A 23,900-nucleotide genomic window follows, 5' to 3' on the forward strand; every position below is an offset into this window, starting at 1 on the left:
CAAAGCAGTGCTTTGAGCAGCCTGCGGCTAGTTTCCTATTTTGCTCTTTGATTTTCATTGAGTATAAAATACTATGCAAAAGACTCTCTGTCACGGACAAAGAGTCTTTTTATTTTTCTAAGAGTAAATCTTTCAAAGAAATCAGAGTTACTGCAATTAAAATCATTGTCATACCAAGAAAATCAATGGGATAAAATTGTTCATTCATGATTAGGAAGGCAAAGAAAACAGCCGAAATTGGCTCAATTGAAGCCAACAAACTTGACTTGACCGGCCCAATCAGACTGGCTCCTTTTAGAAAGGCTGTATAGGCAAAGACAGTCCCGATAAGGATAATACCTGCAAAAGCAAGGAGAAAATCAAGACTGGTCGGTATATTGGCCTGTAGAACCCCTGTAAAAGGAAGGGCGACCAAACCTGCTATGACCATTCCCACACCAATGACCAAACTGCTCCCCCACTTCTTAATCAGGGCTATGGGCAAAATGATATAAAGTGCATAAGTCAAGGCAGAAAAGAGACCCCAGAACAGGCCTGCAGGTGTCATAGATAACTGGTCCAACTGCCCATGAGTGGCGATCAGAAAGGTCCCTCCAATGGCTAATATGATGGAAATAATTTCTCCTAGCATCGGAGCCACCTTATCCTTGATACAGCTATAAATCAAAATTCCGACAGGACAAACATACTGAAGCACTGTTGCAGTACCTGCATTGGTTTCCTGAATAGCAGTTAGATAGGCAAATTGATTGAGGAAGAGACCAATTAGAGCAAAAATAAGAAGAGACAGCAAACTCTTTCTATCCTTTAAAAAGGCCAGCATTTTATCCTTTGCAGTAGCATAAGCCAAGAGCACGAGAATCCCACCAGCGATTAAAAGGCGCAAGTTGGTCAAAACCAGAGCCGAAATTCCGTGTGCCATCAGGTATTGGCCACTCGTTCCTGACAAGCCCCAAGCAATCCCAGCCACAACTGTTAATAAAGTCCCTTTTAAACTGTTTGACATGTCTCTCCTTACTCTTCTTTACGAATCAAGTCCATCACTTGATTGCGATCCAAAATCCATTGAGCTCTCTCATCCTTTTCATAGGTACGATTCGATAGGAAAATAGCCGCTTCTTGCTTCTGACGATTCCACATGATAAAGGTACCTGTATAGCCCGTATGGTCTAGCCAATCTCCTTCCAAATTCCATGCCAAAGAACGTTCCTTGTCATCCAAAGGAGAAAAATTTTTACTCAAATCTCTTGCAAAATCATCTGCTAAATAGTGTTCTAAAAAGATTTGTAAATCCTTTACAGTCGAAAATAAACCAGCACTACCAGTATGTCTGCCCAAGAGACGAGCCTTGGGATCATGTACCAGACCTGCCTCTACACCTCTGACGGTTGGAACAGCAAGCTCAACAGGTCCAAATTGGGTTTCCGTCATTCCCCACGGTTTCCAGACTTGTTCTTGTAAAATCACATCCAAATCTTGATCAAAGATTCTTTCCAAAATAAAACCCAACAGCAAAAAATGGACATCCGAATAAAGAAAGGCTGGTTGACTTCGTCTCTTGAGATGAAACATCGCTTCCTTTAATTCAGAAGCTGTTAAAAGATCACGATTGGGAATAAAAGGATCAAGATCTGTAGCGTGAGTTAAGAGCTGGCGAATAGTGATGTCTGGATAATCACTCTCAGGTAAAAAATCTGTTACTGGTCTGTCAATATCTAATTGACCTTTTTCCCACAAAAAAGTAAAAACGGTGCCAACGCCAACAACTTTGCTGACACTGGCTAGGTCATAAACTAGTCCTGCCTCTGTCTGCAAGCCATGCTCTGGGTCACTCTGGCCTAAATAGAACTCTGTCCATTGATGGTCCTTAAAATACGCAAAAGAGGCTCCGGGATAGATCCCTGCCTCGATTTGTTCTTCTATTTTCTTAATAATCTTGGTCCACTTCATACTTCTTCAAACCACAATTCAACATTATTTCGATCTTTACCAAGGAAGAATTTTTCAGACTTAGGAATAAAATATTCGGTAGACTCAAACTTCTGGCGAAGACTTGCTATATCTAGTTCATTGACCAAGAACTTGAGCATAGATAAGTCCCAAGTAACCGTATTATCCACAGTCAAATCTTGCCCCTGAGCTGGTATAAAATCAAGTGATGGCACAATCTCAGATAGTTCCAAGAAACTATCTACATCCGTTGGGAGGTGTAATTCCATAGAAATTTCAAATTTACTTAAAGAAATTGACTCCAGATCTGTTTGAAATTCTGGCTTTTCTCCTACTTCTACTAGACTTGCTCTGTCATCTTCCGCATGAATCAAAATCAAATCATCTTCTGGTGAAAAAATTTCAAAAGCGTAGCCATTTTGCCCCTTATATAATCGATGAATCGAATCTGTCTTAGATAAGAGTCCTTCGATTTCCAAGGGATTTTCCACCTTGATAATCAATCTGGCCAGTTTTTTTCTTCCCTCTACCTTACGAGTACGCATACTGGGAGCTTCTTCCAAAACCAGCTTCTCAAGACCTGTTTGATCACCTAGTGACAGAAAGGCTGACTCCTCTAACAAGACCTTCATACCAAGGGTTTCAATATAAAATGTTTCATTTAATTTTCTATTATTAACTTTTAAAGTAGGAATAATCCGTACAATCTGATTTACATTCATAAATTCCTCCGTCACTTTTTATTTTAAAGGATTTTAGAATTTTTTACAAGATATTATGCTCAAATTTAACATTATTTAGCTATTTAGTAAAGATAGTCTTTCAAAGCTTTGGTCAAAACCTGATAACCGGCAACACTGAGGTGCAGCCCATCAGTTGTATAGTCTTTTTTGAGTTGGCCTGCTTGGTCTGTCAAACTATCAAAAACTGGCACAAAGTCCACCTGCATATAGGCAGAGGCAAGTTCTTGATAGGCTTGATTCCAATTCTGAATTTTTTCATTCGTGCGGATATAGACTGTCTGCTTGTACTCCTCTCCCTCATTGACTGGCAAAATAGAAAGCAATTTAATCTCAGTTAATGGATAATCGCAAGCAATAGACTGTATGATAGCTTCGAGATTATTGAGAGTCTCATTCACAGGCACATCTTTTCCGACATCATTTGTCCCAATCAAAAGGACAATTTTATCTACTGCCCCACCGTACAGATGCGCATCTAGATTCTCTAATAACAGTCCTGTCTGATAGCCACGAATTCCTCGATTGACAATTGTCTTCGAAGTCCCGAATAGTTCCTGCAGAGGATAATATTCAACAATGGAATCCCCAATAAAAAGAACATCTGGCTCTATAACAGAAACTTGATTTAGGTGACGATACTTGGTTTGAATTTTACCTTGTTCCTTTAGGAGCCAATTTTCTAATAACTGTACTGCCACTTCATTCTCCTTTTTCTAACCAGTTTTCCAAGACTTGGTAAACTCCTCCTTGGCTGTTGGCTGGTGCTAGAGCAGTCGCCACAGCTTTGGCCTTATCATCAGCATTTTCCATCGCATAGGCAATTCCAGCCATTTCAAGCATTTCAACATCATTTTCACTGTCACCAAAAGCCATAATTTGTTGGGGGTTCAAGTCCCAACGCTTGAGTAATTCTTCCAAGCCCCATGCTTTATGAATCCCAGCTTGAAGGATATCAATGCAACCATAGCCACTCGATACAGCACGAACACGGCCATCAAAGAGGTCATTGATTTCTTCCAAAACCGAACTCAAACGTTCCTCACCAACAACCATACTCATCTTGAGAACACCACCAAAGAGGTCAGATATTAACTCATCCACAAATTGCATCCGTTGGTAGAATTTTTCAATCATTTCTGGAGTCATAAAACTTTCAAGGTCTGTAAAAATAGTACCTTCTTTGACAAAACCACCCTTCATCCCCGTTACCACAAACTGGTCCTGACACGCTCGACCCTTGAAATGAGCCAAAGCCTTATCGACAATGGCGTCATCCCATGTCTGAGCCTGAATCAGTTCATTGTTTTCAAAAATACGAGCACCGTTAGCAACAACCAGAACCACTCGATTCACCAAGTACCTCAGTAGTTGCCTCATGCGGTGAATTTCATTGCCCGTCGCGATAACAAAACGAATGCCCCTTTTATCCAACTGATCTAAAATCTTTTCCAATCGTGGGAGATCCAGCTGGCCTCTAGCATCCAGCAAGGTTCCATCCATATCTGTCGCAATTACTTTAATCGTCATTTACTTTCCTCTGGATTCAAACTAATCCCACTTCAATCCCACATGTTCGTTCATTTCTTTATAGGCTGTATCAATTCGTTCCTTAGTCGCTTCATCTAATTGATCACGATGACTGCCACCCTCGATAAAATCTTCTAAGATATAGGTTTGGTAATGATATAAAGGATAGCCTTCTGGTGAAAAGGTTCCCTTTGGTGTTCGATTGACCCAAGTAGGATGAGCTTTAGCTGTTCCGATAGTTGTTTTTCTATCCTTCTTCTTAATGGTCACGTCCATAAGAACACCACGTTCAGTCCACTTAGCATTTTCTTCATCTCCCATAGATTCAATCCGTTGATTGGAAATGAAGTTCCCCATTGAATAGATAATGAGTTTCTTGTCTCCATCTTTTTCAACCGTTTCAGATGGTTCCACAACGTGAGGATGCCCTCCAAAGATGATATCCGCCCCCCAATCAATCATCTTGTGATAAAGAGCTTTTTGTTCTTCAGTTGGTTCCAATCGATACTCAACACCCATCTGAGGCATGATAATGGTGATATCTGCTTCCTTTTCCGCCCGTTCAATTTCAGCCTTCATCTTATCTTCGTTTAAATCTGAAAGATAACGATTATAGTCTTCCTGAGAAATATACTGTTCAATTCCATTGAATCCATAGGAATAGGCTAACAGTGCAATCTTGATACCATTCACTTCCTTAATGACCAGCGGAGCCTGATCACGTGGTTCATGCGTATAAACTCCGATTGGAGTGATTCCAGCTTTCTCAATAATATCGGCCGTTGAAATAACTCCCTCAATTTGCGAATCCAAAATGTGATTATGAGCTAAATCCAGCACATGATAACCTGCATCCTTAATGGCATCCATAACTTCAGCAGGAGCATTAAAGAGAGGATAGCCTGCTAAATAATGATCCTTATTAATGGTTCCTTCAAAGTCACCAATAGCTAAATCTGCTTGCTTAAGCCAAGGTGTCACATACTCAAAATTCTCATGAAAGTCATAGGTACCGTCTTCTTTTTTAGCTGAAAAGAAAAGTCCATCGTGGTAGAGCAAATCCCCGTGGGCCATAATTCTGGCAGTTTTTTCCTCTTCCTGCTCCTGAGACTTTTGCTTAGTCCCCTCTTGAGAAATAGTATCTCGTTTTTGACTGGTCAGAGGCATGCCTTGGAAACTTTCAAACAACAAGACCAAGCCCATTGATAAAGCAACTGCTAGCAAGAGTACCGCCACAAATCCTTTATTGCTCCACTTGCGATAACTCCTAAAAAAGTTTACCAGGCCCTTCATAAAACGAAAAGCTAAACCACCCTGATTTCTATCTTGTCTTCTTTGCATCTTCATTCTCCCTACTTTCTTATGCAAGCCTTTTCTTTTTATTATATCACAGATAAGTAATTCTTTCACAATTGAATTGAACTTCCTATCTATTTTTCGCTATCTATTTTCTATAAATCCTAAAGGATATAATGCTTTCAATCCTTGTCATTTTGTGTTATCATGTAGAGGTAATGAAAGGAGAGAAAATGTCTGCTATAGAACGTATTACAAAAGCTGCTCACTTAATTGATATGAACGATATTATCCGCGAAGGGAACCCAACTCTACGCGCGGTTGCTGAGGAAGTCACTTTTCCCTTGTCTGACCAAGAAATCATCCTTGGCGAAAAGATGATGCAATTCCTCAAACATTCCCAAGATCCCGTCATGGCTGAAAAAATGGGGCTCCGCGGTGGGGTTGGACTGGCTGCTCCTCAGTTGGATATCTCAAAACGCATTATCGCTGTTTTGGTACCTAATATTGTTGAAGAAGGCGAAACTCCAGAGGAAGCCTACGGCTTGCAAGCTATTATGTACAATCCAAAAATCGTCTCTCACTCTGTTCAAGACGCTGCTCTTGGTGAAGGAGAAGGTTGCCTCTCTGTTGACCGCAACGTGCCTGGCTATGTTGTTCGCCATGCTCGCGTTACTGTTGACTACTTTGACAAGGATGGCGAAAAACACCGTATCAAGCTCAAAGGCTACAACTCCATCGTTGTTCAGCATGAAATTGACCACATTAACGGAATCATGTTTTACGATCGCATCAATGAAAAAGACCCATTTGCAGTTAAAGATGGTTTACTAATTCTAGAATAAAGAAAATCACGTTGCAAGACGGGGTTTTGTGTTATAATAGAGGCATGAAAACAAATGATATTGTCTATGGCGTCCACGCCGTTACCGAAGCCCTCCTTGCAAACACTGGAAACAAACTCTACCTCCAAGAAGATCTCCGAGGTAAGAACGTTGAGAAAGTCAAGGAACTAGCTACAGAAAAGAAGGTATCCATTTCTTGGACTTCAAAAAAATCCCTCTCTGAGATGACTGAAGGTGCTGTCCACCAAGGTTTTGTTCTACGAGTGTCTGAATTTGCCTATAGCGAGCTGAATCACATCCTTGCCAAAACACGCCAAGAAGAAAATCCTTTGCTATTAATTCTGGACGGGTTAACTGATCCTCACAACTTAGGCTCCATCTTAAGAACCGCTGATGCGACCAATGTTTCAGGTGTCATCATTCCCAAGCACCGTGCTGTGGGAGTAACTCCTGTCGTTGCCAAAACGGCCACAGGTGCTATTGAACACGTTCCGATTGCCCGAGTAACCAACCTCAGTCAAACCTTAGATAAACTCAAGGATGAAGGCTTCTGGACCTTTGGAACAGATATGAATGGGACTCCTTGCCACAAGTGGAATACAAAAGGGAAAATTGCCCTCATCATCGGAAATGAAGGAAAAGGCATCTCTAGCAACATCAAAAAACAGGTTGATGAGATGATTACCATTCCGATGAATGGACATGTTCAAAGTCTCAATGCCAGTGTTGCTGCAGCCATTCTCATGTACGAAGTTTTCCGAAATAGACTATAAAAAAGTTTCCAGTCATCTGATTGGAAACTTTTTTTATGATTAACTATGTTCGGTGATAAACTTGTAAACTTCTTGACCGGCGATGGCCCCATCTCCAACTGCTGTTGTTACTTGGCGAAGGTCTTTCAAGCGAACATCTCCAACTGCAAAAATACCGTCAACTGCAGTTTTCATGTGGTTATCTGTCACAATCCAGCCAGCCTGATCTTGGATATTCAATTCTTTAACAAAATCGCTAAGAGGGTCCAATCCAACATAGATAAAGACGCCACCGAAGGCTTGTTCTGTCACTTGACCTGTTTTCACATTTTCAAATACGACAGATTCTACTCGGTTTTCACCTTTGATTTCCTTAACTACAGAATCCCAGATAAAGCTGATTTTCTCATTCGCAAAGGCGCGGTCTTGTAAAACCTTTTGAGCACGAAGTTGGTCACGACGGTGAACAATGGTAACAGTCTTGGCAAAACGAGTCAAGAAGAGGGCTTCTTCAACAGCTGAATCTCCACCACCAACTACCAACAAATCTTGGTCACGGAAGAAAGCACCATCACATACGGCACAATAAGAAACACCACGGCTGTTCAGTTCTTCTTCTCCAGGTACTCCCAAAGGACGGTGTTTAGAACCAGTTGCTACGATAACTGTACGTGTTTCATATGTTTGGTCATCAGTCATCACTTTCTTAAAATCACCATGATCTTCGACATTTTCAACATAGCCATAAATGTGCTCAACACCAAGATTTTCAAGCGGTTCAAACATCTTTTCTGCCAATTCTGGCCCACTAATATTAGCGTATCCTGGGTAATTTTCAATATCAGATGTATTATTCATCTGACCACCTGGTAAACCACCTTCAATCAAGGCTACTTTCAGATTGCTTCGAGCAGCGTATAAGGCTGCAGTCATCCCTGCAGGTCCAGCACCGATAATAATAGTATCGTACATATAGTTTCCTTCTTTCTTGTTGTAACTATCTTTATTCTAACTCTTTCTTGTCAATCATGCAAGGATTATGCTTCGAAAACAAGAATTAAACTCATAACCGCAAAGGATAATACTGGAACAACCAAGACTCCAATCATAATCATATCATAGAGATGGGCTTGGCGAGCCTTGGCTGTCTTATCAACTCCCGACATGGCTCTTAGTCCAATCCAAATCCCTAAAAAAATCAGGACGAGGATGGTGGTCAAGATCAAACTCTCGAAATATAAAGAAAATAGTTGCAGTAGCATGATTTCTCTCATTTCTATCTTTTTTAAAGAGTAAACTCAGCTAGTCCAGCTAACTGAGTTTTCCTTTATCTATTATATCAAATATAAGTCCGTTTGTAACTAGCAAAGAATTCTTTTGTCCGCTCTTCTTTAGGATGGTGGATAATCTCATCCGGTGTTCCAGACTCAATGATTTTCCCCTTATCTAAGAAGAGAATCTTATCAGCTACTTGGGCTACAAAGGACATGTCATGACTGACCAAAATCATGGTCTGACCTGACTTAGCAGCATCTGCAATAGACTTCTCTACTTCACCGACCAATTCTGGGTCAAGGGCTGAAGTTGGTTCATCTAAGAGCAAGACATCTGGTTTCATAGCAAGCGCACGCGCCAAGGCAACCCGTTGCTTCTGTCCACCTGATAAATGACGAGGATAATGGTTTTCACGGTCAGAAAGTCCAACCTTAGCCAACTCTTCCTTGGCAATCTTGGTTGCTTCTTGGTCAGATAATTTCTTGACAACAACCAAACCTTCTTTCACATTATCAAGTGCCGTGCGGCGTTCAAACAAATTAAACTGTTGAAATACCATAGACAGCTTACGGCGTAGGGCAAGGATTTCTTCTTGAGTGATTTTAGAAAAATCAACTGAAAAATCATCAATCTGAATCGAGCCACTGTCAGGTGTTTCAAGATAATTGAGACTACGAAGAAAAGTTGATTTTCCAGCTCCTGAAGAACCAATCAAGGCTACAACTTCCCCTTTTTGAATATCCAAGTCCAGATGATCCAAGACAGTCTGTCCTGAAAAGGATTTACTTAAATTCGAAATCTTAATCATTAACGAAGGTCTCCTTTCACATCTGTCTGCACTGTATCAGGTGCAGAAATAGCCATTTTTCTCTCGATGAAACGACCGAGGCTTTCAATTCCGATATTGACTACCCAATAAACAAGGGCAACGGAGATGAAGCGTTCAAAATAGCGGTAATCAGCTCCACCTAGAATCTGAGCTTGGGCAAAGACTTCCACAACACCCGCACTAAAGGCTAGGGACGTGCCCTTGGTCAAGCCGATGAGGGAATTGATCAAGGTTGGAGTCGCTACAACGGCCGCATTTGGAATAATCACTCGACGATAAACTTGCGCTCGGGTCATCCCCAGACTGCGTGCCGCTTCAATCTCACCAGGATTGACTGAGAGAATGGCTGCACGAATGGTTTCACTAGCATAAGCTGCCTCATTAAAGGCAAAGGCAACAATGGCAAAAGCAGCAGCTGGAATGGCATTGATATTGAGACCAGTTCCCCATTGCTGATTGAGGGCTTTCAAAACCAAAGGAATTCCGTAGTAGGTCAACATGAGTTGCACCAAAATCGGTGTCCCTTTTAAGAAACTAACGAAGAAGGCCTGCAAGGGATATAAAATCTTGACACGATTGATTTTCACAATGGCAAAAAGAAGCGCCAAAACCAAGCCAAAAAAGGCACCACCAATTGTCAACATAATCGTTGTTGGAAGTTGTTGGACAATTCTTGGAATCCCATCAAAGACCGAACGCAGGCTAAACAGCTTGCCATCCGGAATCAATTGCATCAAGTTTTGGTACCAATCTGATGCTAAAATCGTTGTAACATTCATAAAAACATCCTCTCCTGATAATGATTCATTCTACCATACTTCTGCCGTCAATGAAATTATTTGCTACGGTCAGATACAGACTTTGTCTACCTACTAGTTTATCATACTTTGAAACAGGGAGGTTATATATTTTATCTATCAAAGAGATAAGTAAAAACTATTTCAATCCCAATTCTTCATAAGCTTTTCGATAACCGATTTGCTTAACAGTCCCGTTTTCTACTAAAATGGGCCGTTTTAACAACATACCGTCGCTTGCTAGTAACTCAGCTGCTTCTTGGTTTGACAGGCTTCCTACCTTATCTTTCAGCCCTAATTCACGGTATTTGATCCCACTGGTGTTGAAAAATTGCTTCAACTCAAAACCTGAAGTCTCTAGCCAGTTTAAAATGACTTCTTGACTAGGTGTTTCTTCCACGATATGGACGGCTTTGTAGTCCACACCGAGTTGGTTTAATTCTTGTTTTGCTTTTTTACAAGTTGAACATTTTGGGTATTCGATAAATTCTAACATGTCTTTCACTTTCTATTATTTATATCTTTAAAATCTACGCCTTCATAATCCAAGAGCCAGGCTTTCTTTTCCACTCCTGCAGCATAACCTGTCAGACGCTTGCCTGCTCCCAGCACACGATGACAAGGTACTAGAACAGACCACGGATTGCGTCCCACCGCTCCGCCAATTGCTTGAGCAGAATCCACTTGTAGCTCTTGGGCTATTTGTCCATAGGTCACTGTATGACCATAAGGAATTTCCTGTAAATAGGACCAAACTCGCTTTTCAAAATCCGTTCCGATTGGAGCCAAGGGCAAGTCGGATAAATCCTGAGACTTGCCTTTAAAGTAAGCATCTAAGCAAGCAATAACTGGGTCTAAAATGGGATGACTAACAACTGCTTCTATCGTCTCATCTCCTAGTCCCCTCTCAAAATGCTTCTGCTCCTGCACCCAAACGCCATACAGATATTGCTCGTCGGCAACCAAAGACAAGGTTCCTATTGGCGAAAAGTAGAGCATTTTTGCGTACTTCTTTTTCATTATTTCTTCAATTTTTGATAGGCCAGGCGTTCGCCATCAACCGGCACCTTACCAACTTGTCTAAAACCAAGTTTTGCAAAAATATGTTGCATGACCTTGTTTGCAACATGCGTATCTGAGCGAAAATCTAGATAATCAAATCCTTCAATCAAGCCCTCTAAGAAGGTTTGAGCAACTCCTTGTCCCTGCACATCTGCTGCCACAGCAATACGGTGAAAGACTAGGTACTCTGACTCTCCAGCTTGCCATTTTCCTTCATAAATAGCTTCATAGGCTGCCTCTGGACTTTTGGTCACAGCTGCATAGGCTAGTAGTTCTCCCTCTTCCAAGGCTACGTAGGCTTGACCTGAGATAATATCATCGATAATAATGTCCGCATTTGGATAACCATTTTGCCACTGGTCACTACCAGCATCTGCTAAACATTTCTTGGCTTCCTCCATCACCTGCATGATGGTATCTACTTCATTTGGAAAAGCTAAACGAATCTCCATCTTTTCTCCTCATTTCTGACTAGTTTCTCCCATCATAGCATAATTCAAGCCTTTTCACAAGCAGTTAAAACTTGACTTTCTGTTTTTATTATTTTATAATCTAGTTATTAAAACTAGATTATAAGGAGTTTAAAATGAAAACTACCTTTTCCTACCCAAAATGGGCAGAAATTCCAAACATTGACCTCTATCTGGACCAGGTTTTGCTCTATGTCAATCAGGTCTGCGCTCCTGTCTCTCCAGATAAAGATAAGGGGCTAACAGCATCCATGGTCAATAACTATGTCAAACATGGTTATCTTACAAAGCCTGACAAGAAAAAATACCAACGCCAACAGATTGCCCGTCTGATTGCTATCACAACCCTCAAGTCTGTATTTTCTATTCAAGAAATAGCCCAGACACTGAATACTCTACAAAGTCAGGCTAGTTCAGAGCAACTCTACGACGCCTTTGTAGATTACATGAACCAAGAGATTGACCCAGCAAACCCTATTATCCAAAGTAGCTGCCAAACAGTTAAACTCTATCATCAAACTCTAGACTTAATCCATCATACTCAAGAGGAGGTAAGCCGATGAACACTAGTCTTAAACTCAGCAAACAACTCAGTTTTGGAGAGGAGATTGCTAATAGCGTGACCCATGCTGTGGGGGCAGTCATCATGCTCATCTTGCTCCCTATTTCATCCACCTATAGTTATGAAGCACACGGATTTTTATCCTCTATCGGCGTTTCCATTTTCGTCATCAGTCTCTTTCTCATGTTCCTATCATCCACCATTTACCACTCTATGGCCTACGGTTCAACCCACAAATACGTCTTGAGAATCATCGACCATTCGATGATTTATGTGGCTATCGCAGGCTCTTATACGCCAGTCGTCTTAACCTTGATGAATAACTGGTTTGGCTATCTAATTATTGCCATCCAATGGGGAACGACCATCTTTGGTATTCTCTATAAAATCTTTGCTAAAAAGGTCAATGAGAAATTCAGCCTTGCTCTTTACCTGATTATGGGCTGGTTGGTTCTGGCTATCATTCCTGCCATTATCAGTCAAACAACACCAATCTTTTGGAGCCTCATGGTAACTGGCGGACTTTCTTATACAGTTGGAGCTGGATTTTATGCCAAGAAAAAACCTTATTTCCACATGATTTGGCATCTCTTTATCCTAGCTGCGTCCGCACTCCAATACATCGCCATTGTTTATTACATGTAAAAAAGTTGAGAAATTCAATCTCAACTTTTTTCTTTACACATATTAATAAAATACTGGTGCAAGCGCACATCATCAGTCAATTCTGGATGAAAAGAAGTTACCAGCATATTTTTTTCTTGGGCTGCAACGATTTGATTATCAACTCTTGCTAGAATTTCTACACCCACTCCAACACTACTGATAATCGGACCACGGATAAAGGTCATTGGAATCTGACCGACTCCCTTACATTCTGCTTCCGTGTAGAAACTTCCTAATTGGCGCCCATAGGCATTGCGCTCGACCACCATATCCATGGTTCCAAGATGACTCTCGTCCTGAGAAGTGATTTCCCTAGCCAGCAAAATTAAGCCCGCGCAGGTTCCAAATACTGGTAATCCAGAAAGAATGGCTTCTCGAATGGGAATCAGCATGTCCTGGTCTCGTAAGAGCTTGCCCATGGTTGTAGACTCACCACCAGGTAATATCAAACCCGACAAACCATTCTGATACTGCTGAAAATCCTCTAAATTTCTGATTTCAACACTCTCGACACCTAATTGATCTAGCACTTTTGCATGTTCTGCAAAGGCACCTTGCAAGGCCAATATTCCGACTTTCATCTATTTTCCTCTCTCAGCCATGAGAATTTGGATTTCATTTTCATTAATACCAACCATGGCTTCTCCTAAATCTTCAGAGATTTGAGCTAGGATTTGAGGATTTCGGAAATTGGTTACTGCTTTGACAATGGCACTCGCTCGTTTAACAGGATCTCCTGACTTAAAAATACCTGAACCGACAAAGACGCCCTCTGCCCCTAATTGCATCATCAGCGCAGCATCTGCTGGCGTTGCAACGCCTCCAGCTGCGAAGTTTACAACTGGCAATTTCCCATGTTCATGGACATATTGAACCAATTCTACAGGAACTTGCAAGTCCTTGGCAGCAACATAAAGTTCGTCCTCACGTAGGTTTTGAATTCGGCGAATTTCCTGATTCATCATACGCATATGACGAACAGCTTGGACGATATCCCCTGTCCCCGGTTCTCCTTTTGTACGAATCATAGAAGCACCTTCAGCGATACGACGCAAGGCTTCACCCAAGTCCTTAGCCCCACAGACAAAAGGAACTTGGAATTCTTTCTTGTCCACATGGAAACGGTCGTCAGCTGGCGATAGAACTTCACTCTCATCGATATAGTCAATTTCAATAGCCTCTAAAATCTGAGCTTCCACAAAATGCCCGATTCTGACCTTAGCCATTACTGGAATACTAACCGCTTCTTGGATTTCCTTAATCATCTTTGGATCACTCATGCGGGAAACGCCACCAGCTGCACGAATATCAGCTGGAATCCGTTCCAAGGCCATCACAGCTGCCGCACCAGCAGCCTCTGCAATACGGGCCTGTTCAGGGTTCTGAACGTCCATGATTACACCGCCCTTGAGCATCTGTGCCAAGTTTTTATTTAATTCATAACGATTTTCAGTCATTTCTTTATCCTCATCATTTGTATTGGTAGCTACTATTTCATTTTAAGTTAGATTAGAAGGAATCACAAGATAAAAAATGGATAATTGTATGGGTACACATTGACTAAAAAAACTATCTGACCTTAACTTAAGGCCAGATAGCTCATCAAATTTTATTTTTCAGCTGTAAGGGCAGCCATTGTGATGTAGTTGTATGGTTTGTTGAAGTGTGGCAAGAAGAAGAGGTCTGTCAATGCCAATTTATCAATTGTAACATGCTCTTGGATAGCAAGTGAGAACATATGGATTCCCATACTGATAGCAGAATCACGTGATACCATTTGAGCGCCAAGAATTTCACGACTATCTTTATCAAAGACAATCTTGATTGCTACTTCATGGTTATCATGTTTCATGAATTCTGGTTTTTGAAGATCGTTAAAGCCTGTTTCAGTCGCATTGTAACCTGCAGCTTTCGCTTTTTCAAGAGTCAAACCAGTTGAAACCATGTGAAGACCATAGATTGAGATACCGTTTGAACCTTGCACACCGATTCCTTCCAATTCATGTCCACAAGCATTGTAGGCACCAACAATACCAGTACGAACAGCATTTGAAGCAAGGGCAATGTAGCTAGTGTCTTTACGAGCATTATCATAGACAGTCGCACAGTCACCAACTGCAAATACACCTGGAATTGATGTTTCTTGTTTCTTGTCTACAAGGAAGGCACCGTTGCGGAAGAGTTCAATCTTACCATCAGCAAGAGCTGTATTTGGACGGAAACCAACCGCAAGAACAACCATATCCACATCAAATGTTTCTTTGTCTGTTACCAAACGTTCTACTTTTCCATCACCTTGGATAGCTTTTACTGTTTGACCAAGCGCCAAGCGGATGTTGTGGTCTTCCAAGTTCTTAGCCATCATTTGTGTGAAGTCCTTGTCATAGTAACCGTTCAAGACAGTATCTACGATATCAACAAGGATAACTTCTTTTCCAAGACGCTCGAAGGCTTCAGCAAGTTCAACACCGATATAACCACCACCAACAACAGCGATGCGCTCTAGGTGCTTGCTCTTGTCAGCAAGTTTTTCGATGACTTCTTCTGCATTTTGGTACAATTTCACGAATTGTACGTTTTCAAGAGTTGCTTTAAATTCGCGGTTTCCTTTAACAATTTCAACACCTTCGATTGGTGGCAAGATTGGTGTAGAACCTGTAGCGAAAATCAATTTTTCGTATGATTCTTTGTGCTCTTTTCCTTCAACTTCCGCTGTAACTACTTTGTTATCATAGTCGATTGAAAGAACTGGTGAATTCATATAAACCTTAGCACCTTTAGCTTCCAATTTTTCTTTATCAGAATAGAACAAGCCTTCAGCACCGTCAATTTGTTCCCCAATCCAAAGGGCCATTCCACATCCTAGGAAAGAGATGTTAGAGTTTTGGTCAAATACAACAATTTCGTTCTCATTTCCAAAATTATCCAACATGGTATTGATACATGCTGTACCAGCGTGGTTAGCACCGACTACAACGATTTTACTCATAGAAAAATTCCTACCTTCAATTTTAAATTTACTCTACTAGTATAACATTTACTGTTAGCGTTTACAAGTGGTTTACTATTATTTCAGGATTTTTTATCAAAAATAATTCTCCATTTATCCTGTTTTCAAGCCTCATGAATTTTATGAGCATATTTCTTGACTTTTTCCAAATTTTATTTGTGAAAAGTCTAACTTTATGGTATTCTAATAACATGAAAATAAAATGTAAGGGCTTCAATTTAGATAATTACTTGATATTACAACTTATTTTCTATAAGAGAAAGGAGTTGGTAGCTTGCCTCTAAGTTCACATTCCGAACGGCTAATGGGGACTACTATCACTATTTCATTAGTAGATGAGCGAGCCGATGGCTTGCTCCAAAAATCCTTTGATTTACTCAGAGAGCTAGAATACCGCTTCAATGCCAATAGTCAGAAATCGGAGTTGATGGAAATCAATCATCAAGCTGGAATAGCTCCAGTCAAAGTTCATCCAGACCTGTTTAAATTGATTTCACTTGGGTTAGAGCATAGCCTAGCACCCTCTAGCTATCTCAATATCAGCATTGGTCCCCTAATTCAAACCTGGCGCATCGGTTTTTCAGATGCCAAAGTCGCCCAACCTCAAGAAATTGAATCGGTTCTGCCTCTAATCAATCCTCATTTTATCGAGTTAGATTCTTCTACTTCTACTGTGTTTTTAAAACAGAAAGGAATGAAGATCGATCTTGGTTGTTTAGCCAAAGGATACAGTGCGGATAAGGTTGCCCAATTTCTGAGAGAAGAGGGAGTGACATCTGCCTTAATCAATCTGGGAGGGAATATCCTGACCATTGGAAAAAATCAGGCAAGAGGAAATCAGCCTTGGCAAATCGGGATTCAAGACCCAGACAATCCGAGGGGAAATCACTTAATGACCATCCCTGTTGTCAATCAATCTGTCGTGACTTCAGGCATTTATGAACGTCACCTGACAGTCGATGGAAAAGATTACCATCATATTTTTGACAGCCAGACAGGATATCCTGTTGAAACGGAACTAGCGAGTCTAACAATCATCTCTGATAAATCAGTCGATGGCGAAATCTGGACGACTCGACTCTTTGGAGAAAGACCTGCTTCTATCCTCTGGCAAGTCGAAAGTTTGGAGGGCATCGAAGCCATCCTCATCGATAAAAAAGGCCACCTAAGCTGTTCTTCAGGAATTCCTACTCTATAGAGACAACTGTTTCAATGGAGTTTTAAAATCGTATTATGTAAAAAGAGAAAGGAAATCTCATGTTAAAACTTATTGCTATTGTTGGAACAAATTCAAAACGTTCTACAAACCGTCAATTGCTTCAATACATGCAAAAACACTTTGCTGACAAAGCTGAAATTGAACTTGTTGAAATTAAAGACATTCCTGTCTTCAACAAACCAGCTGACAAGCAAGTACCTGCTGAAATTCTGGAAATTGCTGCTAAAATTGAAGAGGCAGATGGTGTTATTATCGGTACTCCTGAGTACGACCACTCTATCCCAGCTGTTTTGATGAGCGCTCTTGCTTGGTTGTCTTATGGTATTTACCCACTCTTGAACAAACCAATCATGATTACAGGTGCTTCTTACGGTACGCTTGGTTCATCACGTGCTCAAATGCAACTTCGCCAAATCTTGAATGCTCCAGAAATCAAAGCAAGTGTCCTTCCAGATGAATTCTTGCTTTCACATTCTCTTCAAGCTTTTAACCCAAGTGGAGATCTAGTAGATCTTGATGTTATTAAAAAACTGGATGCTACTTTTGACGACTTCCGTATCTTTGTAAAAATCACAGAAAAATTGCGCAACGCACAAGCCCTACTTCGCAAAGATGCTGAAGACTTTGACTGGGAAAATTTGTAAGATAGGAGACCAAAAAGAATGAAATTTGTTGGACTTGTAGGATCAAACTACGATCAATCATATAACCGTAAGCTCTTGGAATTTATCCGTCGCCACTTCAAACTCAAATTTGAATTAGAAGTTCTCGAAATTGACGAAGTTCCAATATTCAACCAAGACGAAAAATGGGATGAAAGTTTCCAATTGCGTTATTTATATAACAAAATTACTCGTGCTGATGGTGTCATCATCGCTACTCCTGAGCACAACCACACAATCTCAGCATCTCTAAAATCTGTTCTTGAATGGCTTTCATACGAAGTTCATCCATTTGAAAACAAACCAGTTATGATTGTAGGAGCTTCTTACTATGACCAAGGTACTTCTCGTGCCCAAGTTCACCTTCGTAAGATTCTTGACGCTCCAGGTGTCAATGCCTATACGCTTCCAGGAAATGAATTCCTTCTTGGTAAAGCCAAAGAAGCTTTTGATGTTAATGGGAATATCACAAATGAAGGAACTGTTAATTTCCTTGAAACATGTTTAGACAACTTTGTAAAATATGTGGGAGTCGTTTCAAAATTGAAAAAACCAAAACCAATTGCACCAGAAGATTTATATTGTACAAATCCAATCGCAACTACCATTCAAGGTGTTGACCCTGATGATCCTGAATGGGTAGAAAAAGCAGCTGAGCTTGTTGGAGCTGTTTCTGGTGATACTTACGTTAAATTAGACCACGGTATCTTGACAGTTAACCAAATTGATATGTTCTTGAAAGCAATGCCATTTGAGTTGACATATGCTGATGATAATAACCAATTCTTGTACTATAATAACGCCCACCAAGATCCAAATACAATGTATGGTAAACGTGTGCGCGTTCAAGCAGGTAGCCGACTAGGAACAGTACATGCTTCCCTACCACCTGAAAGAATGAAAAACGTTGAATGGGTTGTCGGTGTACTACGTAACGGAGATCAAGAATATGTCCGTACAATTGTGCCGGGAACACCTGAAGGTGTTATCAATACACATAACTACAAGGCAATGTACTATCCAGATGGTTCATATGCTGGAATCAATGAAATCATCTTCAATTTCCAACCATGGCTCGATTGGTACTTGGAAACAACTGGTCAACGTCTAGTTGGTGGAAATACTGCAGCTCCTGCTGGAGGACATGGTGGCGCAGATGCTACATCTGGAGCTTCTGATGCAGGTGATGCTGGGGGTCACGGTGGTGGCGCAGACGCTACAGCCGGTGCAAGTTACTAATGATAGTTTTTAGGAACCTTTATGGTTCCTTTTTAAGTGACAAAAGACTAGCAGTTTGTGTCTGCTAGTCTTTTGGTATTAGTTCATCTATCTTTGTTAAAAGAAAGAATACTCATTATGAATTTGGGTCATCAAGACTACGGCCATGTAAGCCTTTTTCACGTTGGGCTTGGCGTAGTTTTTCTGGTGTAACATCGTTTCCTTCTTCGTCCACAATTTTAATTCCTTCGATGTGGTGACGAACAGTGCGACGATAACCTTCGATGTACTCCTCACGTAGTTTGGCTTGTTCTACTTTTTCTTCTGAGGTCAAGCCTTCTGTTTTTTTCTTTTTAGCAAGCTCGTTGATACGATCAATTTTTTTCGGATCCATGTTTCTCTCCTTTATGATAAGATTTAATTCGTTTAACAAATTTTATTTGGTATTGATTTGGTTAAAACGTGCAAGTTTAGCTGCTTTCTTGGTTAATTGCGACAAGATTGCCAAACGATTTTGACGGATAGCCTGATCTTCAGCCATTACCATAGTATTTTCAAAGAAGGCATCAATGACTGGGCTAAGAGCAAAGAGCTGTTTCAATTGCTGACTGGCAGTCCCTGACAAAACGAGTGATTCTACTGCTTCTGCCAAGGTTTTCTCTTCTTCATTCTCAAAGAGAGCTGAATCAACTGTAGCAACTCCTTCTGCCTTCTCAGCCAAGTTAAAGGCACGAGAAAGTGATTCAACTGATGATTTAAAGTCTTCTTCCTTGCTTGCTTCTACAAGAGCACTTGCTGCTTCCAACATATCCGCCACAACAAAGTTTGATCCTGCAAGTACTGCTTCCTTAATATCTTTTGGAGTAGAACCCATCATCTTATCAACACGAGCCTTGATAAAGTCCATCACTTCTGCCTTATTTTCATAAGTCAAGCTGTCAAATTTCAAAGCATAAAGGCTATCAATCAGCTCATCCATAGCAATGTACCAACCAAAGGCATCCAAGATACGAACCACACCTTGGGTCGCACGACGAAGGGCATAAGGGTCATTAGAACCTGATGGGATCAAGCCTACTGAGAAGAAACTCAAAATCGTATCCAATTTGTCTGCAATGGCTAGAATGGCTCCAACCTTGCTCTCTGGAAGTTCTCCTTCGGCTGATGTAGGCATGTAGTGTTCACGAATAGCAGCTGCTACCGCTGGAGTTTCCCCAGCAAGAAGGGCATATTTTTCACCCATAATTCCTTGGAGCTCGTCAAATTCACCAACCATACCTGTCAACAAGTCAAACTTGTAAATGGCTGCTGCACGGGCTAGGTCAATCGTTTCATCCGCTGACAAACCAGCTTTTTCTGCCAAGAGAATAGCAATCTGACCAGTACGAATCATGTGTTCACGAAGGGAACCAATCTTCTCATGGAAGGTTACATTGTTTAATTTTTCAACAAGGTCAGAAATCACCAATTTTTGGTCTTCACGCCAGAAGAATGCTCCGTCTTCCAAGCGAGCTACCAAGACTTTTTCATTTCCTTTGATGACATTTTCCAAATGCTCTGCGTTTCCGTTACGAACAGAAATGAAGTTTGGCAAGAGTTTACCGTCTTGATCACGAACAACAAAGTAACGTTGGTGTTCTTTCATTGAAGTCACCAAAACTTCTTCTGGAACTTCAAGGTATTTGGCATCAAAACTTCCCATAAAGGCAGTTGGGTATTCAACCAAGTTCAAGACTTCATTAAGCAAGTCCGCATCAATTTCGATATGTACACCATGCTCAGTTTCGATTACTTTGATTTGGTCAACAATCATTTGCTCTCGTTCACGTGGATCTGCTATTACAAATTGTGTACGAAGATCTTCTTCATAGCTCAATGCTGACTGAATCTTAGTTTCTTTTCCCAAGAAACGATGGCCACGGCTCACACGCCCTCCCTTGATATCAAGGAAATCCAAATCAAACTCTTCTTCATCTAAAAGAACAGTTAAAGTGTGAACAGGGCGGATGTATTCAAAGGTGTTGTTAGCCCAGTGCATGCTGACAGGGAAAGTCAATGACTTCAAGACATCTACAACACCTGGAACAATGGCTTCAACTGCTTGACCAATTTCTTCCTTAGTGACATAGACATATTCTTCGCCCTTAATTTCACGGAATTCGATATCTTCGACAGTCAAGCCTTTTCCACGGACAAATCCTTGAGCTGCTTTGGTGAAGTTTCCATCACTATCCAAGGCAATTTTCTTTGCTGGACCCTTGAAATCTTCTGTCAAATCAGCCTGTTTGTCTGCAAGACCAGTTACACGAACAGCCAAACGACGTGGTGTTGAGAAGGTTTGAACGGCTTCAAAAGACAGACGGTTTTCCTTGAGGAAGGCTGCCATTTTTTCGCCTAGTTGTTTTTCACTTGGTGTGACAACATAGGCTGGTAATTCTTCAAGACCGAGTTCTACTAATAAGTTTTTTGTCATGTTTTTTCCTTTACATTTTCTTCAATCTTTTTTGATATGCACCTTAGGTACTGGGGACGTCGCTAACTAACTTTGTGAGTCTGTATGGAAATCTAATGCTAAATTGATCAAGATTTCCAACAGTCTCATCAAAGTGGATTTAGCTGACTGATTTTTGAACCTAAGGTTTCAAAAATCCCCACATAACAGTACGGCGGTGCATATCCCTCTAGCAAGTCTTCGACTTGCCTCTAACGATTTTAGAGCACAGTATTACTCACTATTCTGCGTCTTCTGCTAAGAGTTTAGCTCGTGTTTCTTCATCCAAAAGTGGGTAGCCTAGGCGTTTGCGTTCTGCGACAAAGGTTTTGGCTACGACACGAGCTAAGTTACGGATACGAGCGATATAGCCTGCACGCTCTGTTACAGATACGGCACCACGCGCATCAAGCAGGTTAAAGGTGTGTGAACATTTGAGAACATAGTCATAGGCAGGGTGCACCAAGCCTTCTTCTAATGCACGACCAGCTTCTTTTTCAAACTTATCAAAGTTTTCCAGCAACATTTCTTGATCTGAAATTTCAAATGAATATTTTGAGTGCTCATACTCAGGCTGGATGAAGATTTCTCCGTATTTTACACCATCAGCCCACTCAATATCATATACAGAATCTACTTCTTGGATGTAAGAAGCCAAACGCTCCAAACCATAGGTAACTTCCGCAGTCACAGGGCCAGTTGCCAATCCACCGACTTGTTGGAAATAAGTGAACTGAGTAATTTCCATCCCATCAAGCCAAACTTCCCAACCAAGACCAGCTGAACCAGTTGAAGGATTTTCCCAGTTGTCTTCAACGAAACGAATATCGTGCTCCAAAGGATTGATTCCCAATTTTTCTAAAGACTCAAGGTACAGTTCTTGGATGTTTGATGGAGATGGCTTCATGACCACTTGGAATTGGTGGTGTTGGTAGAGACGGTTAGGGTTTTCCCCATAACGACCGTCAGCAGGACGACGTGATGGCTCTACATAAGCCGCATTCCACGGCTCAGGTCCGATAGCACGAAGGAAAGTGTAAGGACTCATCGTTCCCGCACCTTTTTCATTATCATAAGCCTGCATAAGCATACAACCTTGGTCATTCCAAAATTGTTGCAAAGTCAAAATAATTTCTTGAAATGTTAATTTCTTAGACATTGTTTACTCCTTTTTATATAAATTACTTGCGACACGAGTCTGCCTCGTCGATCATACGAGGCAAGACGAGTTAGTACTGCGTCTAGCTCAGGCACTCTAGTGCTGAGCGTGGGGCAGTCCGACTGAAGGAGGTTTCTGCCACTGACGCAGTGGAAAGTCAATTTTTTAGACATTGTTTACTCCTTTTTTATAAATTACTTGCGACACGAGTCTGCCTCATCGATCATACGAGGCAAGACGAGTTAGTACTGCGTCTAGCTCAGGCACTCTAGTGCTGAGCGTGGGGCAGTCCGACTGTAAGGAGGTCTCTGCCACTGACGCAGTGAAATGTTATTTTCTTAGACATTTTTTACTCCTTTAGTTTTTATATTTCTTTTTCAATTAACTTCTGCTGAACAAACCAATTTAACAAGGGAAGTGTTTTATCTGTATTTGCCCATAAATGATAAGAATCGAAGACCGCTTATACACTACCTAGATGTTCTACCAACTTATCTATTGTCAAAAAACTACGCCAGTATTCGTAAAAAATACTTGCATAGTTCTTATCATAAGTCGAAGAACCAAAATCATTCAATGAATGCCAACCATACTTCTTCTGAAAAAGTTCTACGAGAGATTGATTACAAATTTTTTCCGCTTGAAATTCCTCTTCTGTCAAGAAATACTTGCGACTAATATATTCAACCATCCCCTCTTCGAACCAGATATAAGAGTCATAATCATCAAAATCATCTAAAAAATGCTCCGACCAATGAGCTAACTCATGTCCTACAATCTGTAAGAGGAAATTTTCAGATAAAGAATGATAGTGACTTTCTATTGCTTGAGTTTGCTGAGAACACTCGTAGTCCATCAACTGATACAAATACAACTCTTTCCAAACAGCTAATTCAGGCGTCATAACCATTCGTCTATTATTTGTATAGGCTGGAACAGCGCTTTCCCTAATAATCTGTGTAGCAGCATTAAAACTTGACCAAATAACGGCTTGCGGTAAATCACAGACTGCAAGTTCATTCTTTAAAAAAGATTGATAATCTTTCAACTTTTCAGTATTTCTTACTACAAAATCACGAAATGCAGCTAGTTGACTATCGTCTTTTACAAGATAAAGGTTTTCCACGTCTCTCCTTTCTTTCACACAATAGACTGAATAAGCAAAAGAACCGCGTCCGACAATCCTAGGTTGACTTAACCTAGGGGCGTCAGAAACGCGGTTCCACCCTAATTTATTACTTCATTGTTTTTGAAAATACTACAGAAAGCGCCAGTTCTTTATTTTGCCCTACTTGGCTCCCACTATCCCAAGCTCGCTTGAAGAACGCCATAAGACTTTCTTTCCTGCTGACTATTATATCAAAAAT

26 protein-coding genes and 1 pseudogene are annotated in these 23,900 nt (G+C 40.9%); 7 read left to right on the top strand and 20 right to left on the bottom strand.

Annotated features, from left to right (window positions below):
- Positions 1-109: 109 nt before the first annotated feature.
- From HT728_RS09935 to HT728_RS09960, 6 genes are all read right to left on the bottom strand, one after another.
- On the bottom strand, positions 110-1,006 hold the full coding sequence (locus HT728_RS09935) for a DMT family transporter (RefSeq protein ID WP_173235032.1): 897 nt from the start codon (positions 1,004-1,006) through the stop codon (positions 110-112).
- An 8-nt stretch (positions 1,007-1,014) separates the two neighbouring features.
- Complete coding sequence (locus HT728_RS09940; RefSeq protein WP_173235034.1) at positions 1,015-1,950, bottom strand: serine hydrolase domain-containing protein; 936 nt, start codon at positions 1,948-1,950, stop codon at positions 1,015-1,017.
- Positions 1,947-2,672, bottom strand: a complete 726-nt coding sequence (locus tag HT728_RS09945) for a CppA family protein (RefSeq protein ID WP_173235036.1) — start codon at positions 2,670-2,672, stop codon at positions 1,947-1,949. Before HT728_RS09945 ends, HT728_RS09940 begins: the two co-directional genes overlap by 4 nt.
- 83 nt (positions 2,673-2,755) lie before the next feature.
- Positions 2,756-3,391 (bottom strand): SGNH/GDSL hydrolase family protein, encoded by a 636-nt coding sequence (locus tag HT728_RS09950; RefSeq protein ID WP_173235038.1) that lies wholly within the window; start codon positions 3,389-3,391, stop codon positions 2,756-2,758.
- A gap of 1 nt (position 3,392) precedes the next feature.
- Positions 3,393-4,220 (bottom strand): HAD family hydrolase, encoded by an 828-nt coding sequence (locus HT728_RS09955; protein WP_173235040.1) that lies wholly within the window; start codon positions 4,218-4,220, stop codon positions 3,393-3,395.
- 21 nt (positions 4,221-4,241) lie between these two features.
- Positions 4,242-5,561: a CapA family protein gene (locus tag HT728_RS09960; protein WP_173218669.1), complete on the bottom strand. Its 1,320-nt coding sequence runs from the start codon at positions 5,559-5,561 to the stop codon at positions 4,242-4,244.
- Between the two features lie 188 nt (positions 5,562-5,749).
- Between HT728_RS09960 and def the strand changes: the two genes are divergently transcribed.
- Positions 5,750-6,361, top strand: a complete 612-nt coding sequence (gene def, locus HT728_RS09965) for a peptide deformylase (RefSeq protein WP_173235042.1) — start codon at positions 5,750-5,752, stop codon at positions 6,359-6,361.
- 44 nt (positions 6,362-6,405) lie between these two features.
- Positions 6,406-7,134 carry a 23S rRNA (guanosine(2251)-2'-O)-methyltransferase RlmB gene (gene rlmB, locus HT728_RS09970; RefSeq protein ID WP_138703006.1) on the top strand — a complete coding sequence of 243 codons (729 nt, stop codon included), beginning with the start codon at positions 6,406-6,408 and terminating at the stop codon, positions 7,132-7,134.
- 39 nt (positions 7,135-7,173) lie between these two features.
- Here rlmB and trxB read toward each other — a convergent pair whose 3' ends face one another.
- The 7 genes from trxB to HT728_RS10005 form a co-directional block, all read right to left on the bottom strand.
- Entirely contained in the window at positions 7,174-8,085 is a 912-nt protein-coding gene (gene trxB, locus HT728_RS09975) for a thioredoxin-disulfide reductase (RefSeq protein WP_112444175.1), read from the bottom strand.
- 65 nt (positions 8,086-8,150) lie between these two features.
- Positions 8,151-8,375 (bottom strand): DUF4059 family protein, encoded by a 225-nt coding sequence (locus tag HT728_RS09980; RefSeq protein ID WP_164226726.1) that lies wholly within the window; start codon positions 8,373-8,375, stop codon positions 8,151-8,153.
- Positions 8,376-8,452: 77 nt separating this feature from the next.
- The gene (locus HT728_RS09985; RefSeq protein WP_000590965.1) at positions 8,453-9,196 is read right to left on the bottom strand and encodes an amino acid ABC transporter ATP-binding protein; all 744 of its coding nucleotides are present in this window, start codon (positions 9,194-9,196) and stop codon (positions 8,453-8,455) included.
- The gene (locus HT728_RS09990) at positions 9,196-9,996 is read right to left on the bottom strand and encodes an amino acid ABC transporter permease (protein ID WP_050313437.1); all 801 of its coding nucleotides are present in this window, start codon (positions 9,994-9,996) and stop codon (positions 9,196-9,198) included. Before HT728_RS09990 ends, HT728_RS09985 begins: the two co-directional genes overlap by 1 nt.
- A gap of 157 nt (positions 9,997-10,153) precedes the next feature.
- On the bottom strand, positions 10,154-10,510 hold the full coding sequence (locus HT728_RS09995; RefSeq protein WP_000889091.1) for an arsenate reductase family protein: 357 nt from the start codon (positions 10,508-10,510) through the stop codon (positions 10,154-10,156).
- 5 nt (positions 10,511-10,515) lie between these two features.
- Positions 10,516-11,034 (bottom strand): methylated-DNA--[protein]-cysteine S-methyltransferase, encoded by a 519-nt coding sequence (locus tag HT728_RS10000; protein ID WP_050971675.1) that lies wholly within the window; start codon positions 11,032-11,034, stop codon positions 10,516-10,518.
- Positions 11,034-11,528: a GNAT family N-acetyltransferase gene (locus HT728_RS10005; RefSeq protein ID WP_112444182.1), complete on the bottom strand. Its 495-nt coding sequence runs from the start codon at positions 11,526-11,528 to the stop codon at positions 11,034-11,036. The genes HT728_RS10000 and HT728_RS10005 overlap by 1 nt, the downstream gene beginning before the upstream one ends.
- A 134-nt stretch (positions 11,529-11,662) precedes the next feature.
- On the opposite strand from HT728_RS10005, the gene HT728_RS10010 reads away from it, so the two are divergent.
- On the top strand, positions 11,663-12,109 hold the full coding sequence (locus tag HT728_RS10010) for a DUF1836 domain-containing protein (RefSeq protein WP_112444184.1): 447 nt from the start codon (positions 11,663-11,665) through the stop codon (positions 12,107-12,109).
- On the top strand, positions 12,106-12,753 hold the full coding sequence (locus HT728_RS10015; RefSeq protein WP_049509562.1) for a hemolysin III family protein: 648 nt from the start codon (positions 12,106-12,108) through the stop codon (positions 12,751-12,753). The genes HT728_RS10010 and HT728_RS10015 overlap by 4 nt, the downstream gene beginning before the upstream one ends.
- A gap of 20 nt (positions 12,754-12,773) precedes the next feature.
- Here the strand turns inward: HT728_RS10015 and pdxT are convergent, their stop codons facing one another.
- From pdxT to HT728_RS10030, 3 genes are all read right to left on the bottom strand, one after another.
- Positions 12,774-13,355, bottom strand: a complete 582-nt coding sequence (pdxT, locus tag HT728_RS10020; RefSeq protein ID WP_112444186.1) for a pyridoxal 5'-phosphate synthase glutaminase subunit PdxT — start codon at positions 13,353-13,355, stop codon at positions 12,774-12,776.
- Positions 13,356-14,231, bottom strand: a complete 876-nt coding sequence (gene pdxS / locus HT728_RS10025) for a pyridoxal 5'-phosphate synthase lyase subunit PdxS (RefSeq protein WP_000138517.1) — start codon at positions 14,229-14,231, stop codon at positions 13,356-13,358.
- A 152-nt stretch (positions 14,232-14,383) separates the two neighbouring features.
- Positions 14,384-15,763 (bottom strand): FAD-dependent oxidoreductase, encoded by a 1,380-nt coding sequence (locus HT728_RS10030; protein WP_112444188.1) that lies wholly within the window; start codon positions 15,761-15,763, stop codon positions 14,384-14,386.
- A gap of 295 nt (positions 15,764-16,058) precedes the next feature.
- On the opposite strand from HT728_RS10030, the gene HT728_RS10035 reads away from it, so the two are divergent.
- The 3 genes from HT728_RS10035 to HT728_RS10045 are packed head-to-tail and all read left to right on the top strand — an operon-like array spanning position 16,059 to position 18,904.
- Positions 16,059-16,982 (top strand): FAD:protein FMN transferase, encoded by a 924-nt coding sequence (locus HT728_RS10035; RefSeq protein WP_173235044.1) that lies wholly within the window; start codon positions 16,059-16,061, stop codon positions 16,980-16,982.
- Between the two features lie 59 nt (positions 16,983-17,041).
- On the top strand, positions 17,042-17,647 hold the full coding sequence (locus tag HT728_RS10040; protein ID WP_033677008.1) for an NADPH-dependent FMN reductase: 606 nt from the start codon (positions 17,042-17,044) through the stop codon (positions 17,645-17,647).
- 18 nt (positions 17,648-17,665) lie between these two features.
- Positions 17,666-18,904 carry an NAD(P)H-dependent oxidoreductase gene (locus tag HT728_RS10045; protein ID WP_173235046.1) on the top strand — a complete coding sequence of 413 codons (1,239 nt, stop codon included), beginning with the start codon at positions 17,666-17,668 and terminating at the stop codon, positions 18,902-18,904.
- Between the two features lie 115 nt (positions 18,905-19,019).
- Here HT728_RS10045 and HT728_RS10050 read toward each other — a convergent pair whose 3' ends face one another.
- The 4 genes and pseudogenes from HT728_RS10050 to HT728_RS10705 all read right to left on the bottom strand — a co-directional run bounded on the left by HT728_RS10050 (position 19,020) and on the right by HT728_RS10705 (position 23,659).
- Complete coding sequence (locus HT728_RS10050; RefSeq protein WP_119941992.1) at positions 19,020-19,277, bottom strand: DUF896 family protein; 258 nt, start codon at positions 19,275-19,277, stop codon at positions 19,020-19,022.
- A 42-nt stretch (positions 19,278-19,319) separates the two neighbouring features.
- Positions 19,320-21,356 (bottom strand): glycine--tRNA ligase subunit beta, encoded by a 2,037-nt coding sequence (glyS, locus tag HT728_RS10055; RefSeq protein WP_173235048.1) that lies wholly within the window; start codon positions 21,354-21,356, stop codon positions 19,320-19,322.
- A gap of 259 nt (positions 21,357-21,615) precedes the next feature.
- Positions 21,616-22,533, bottom strand: coding sequence for a glycine--tRNA ligase subunit alpha (glyQ, locus tag HT728_RS10060; protein ID WP_000038736.1), 918 nt, complete (start codon positions 22,531-22,533; stop codon positions 21,616-21,618).
- A 364-nt stretch (positions 22,534-22,897) separates the two neighbouring features.
- Positions 22,898-23,659, bottom strand: a pseudogene (locus HT728_RS10705) (elongation factor Tu).
- Positions 23,660-23,900: the final 241 nt, after the last annotated feature.

This window comes from Streptococcus sp. 544 (genome assembly GCF_013277385.1).
GTDB lineage: Bacteria > Bacillota > Bacilli > Lactobacillales > Streptococcaceae > Streptococcus > Streptococcus mitis_BA.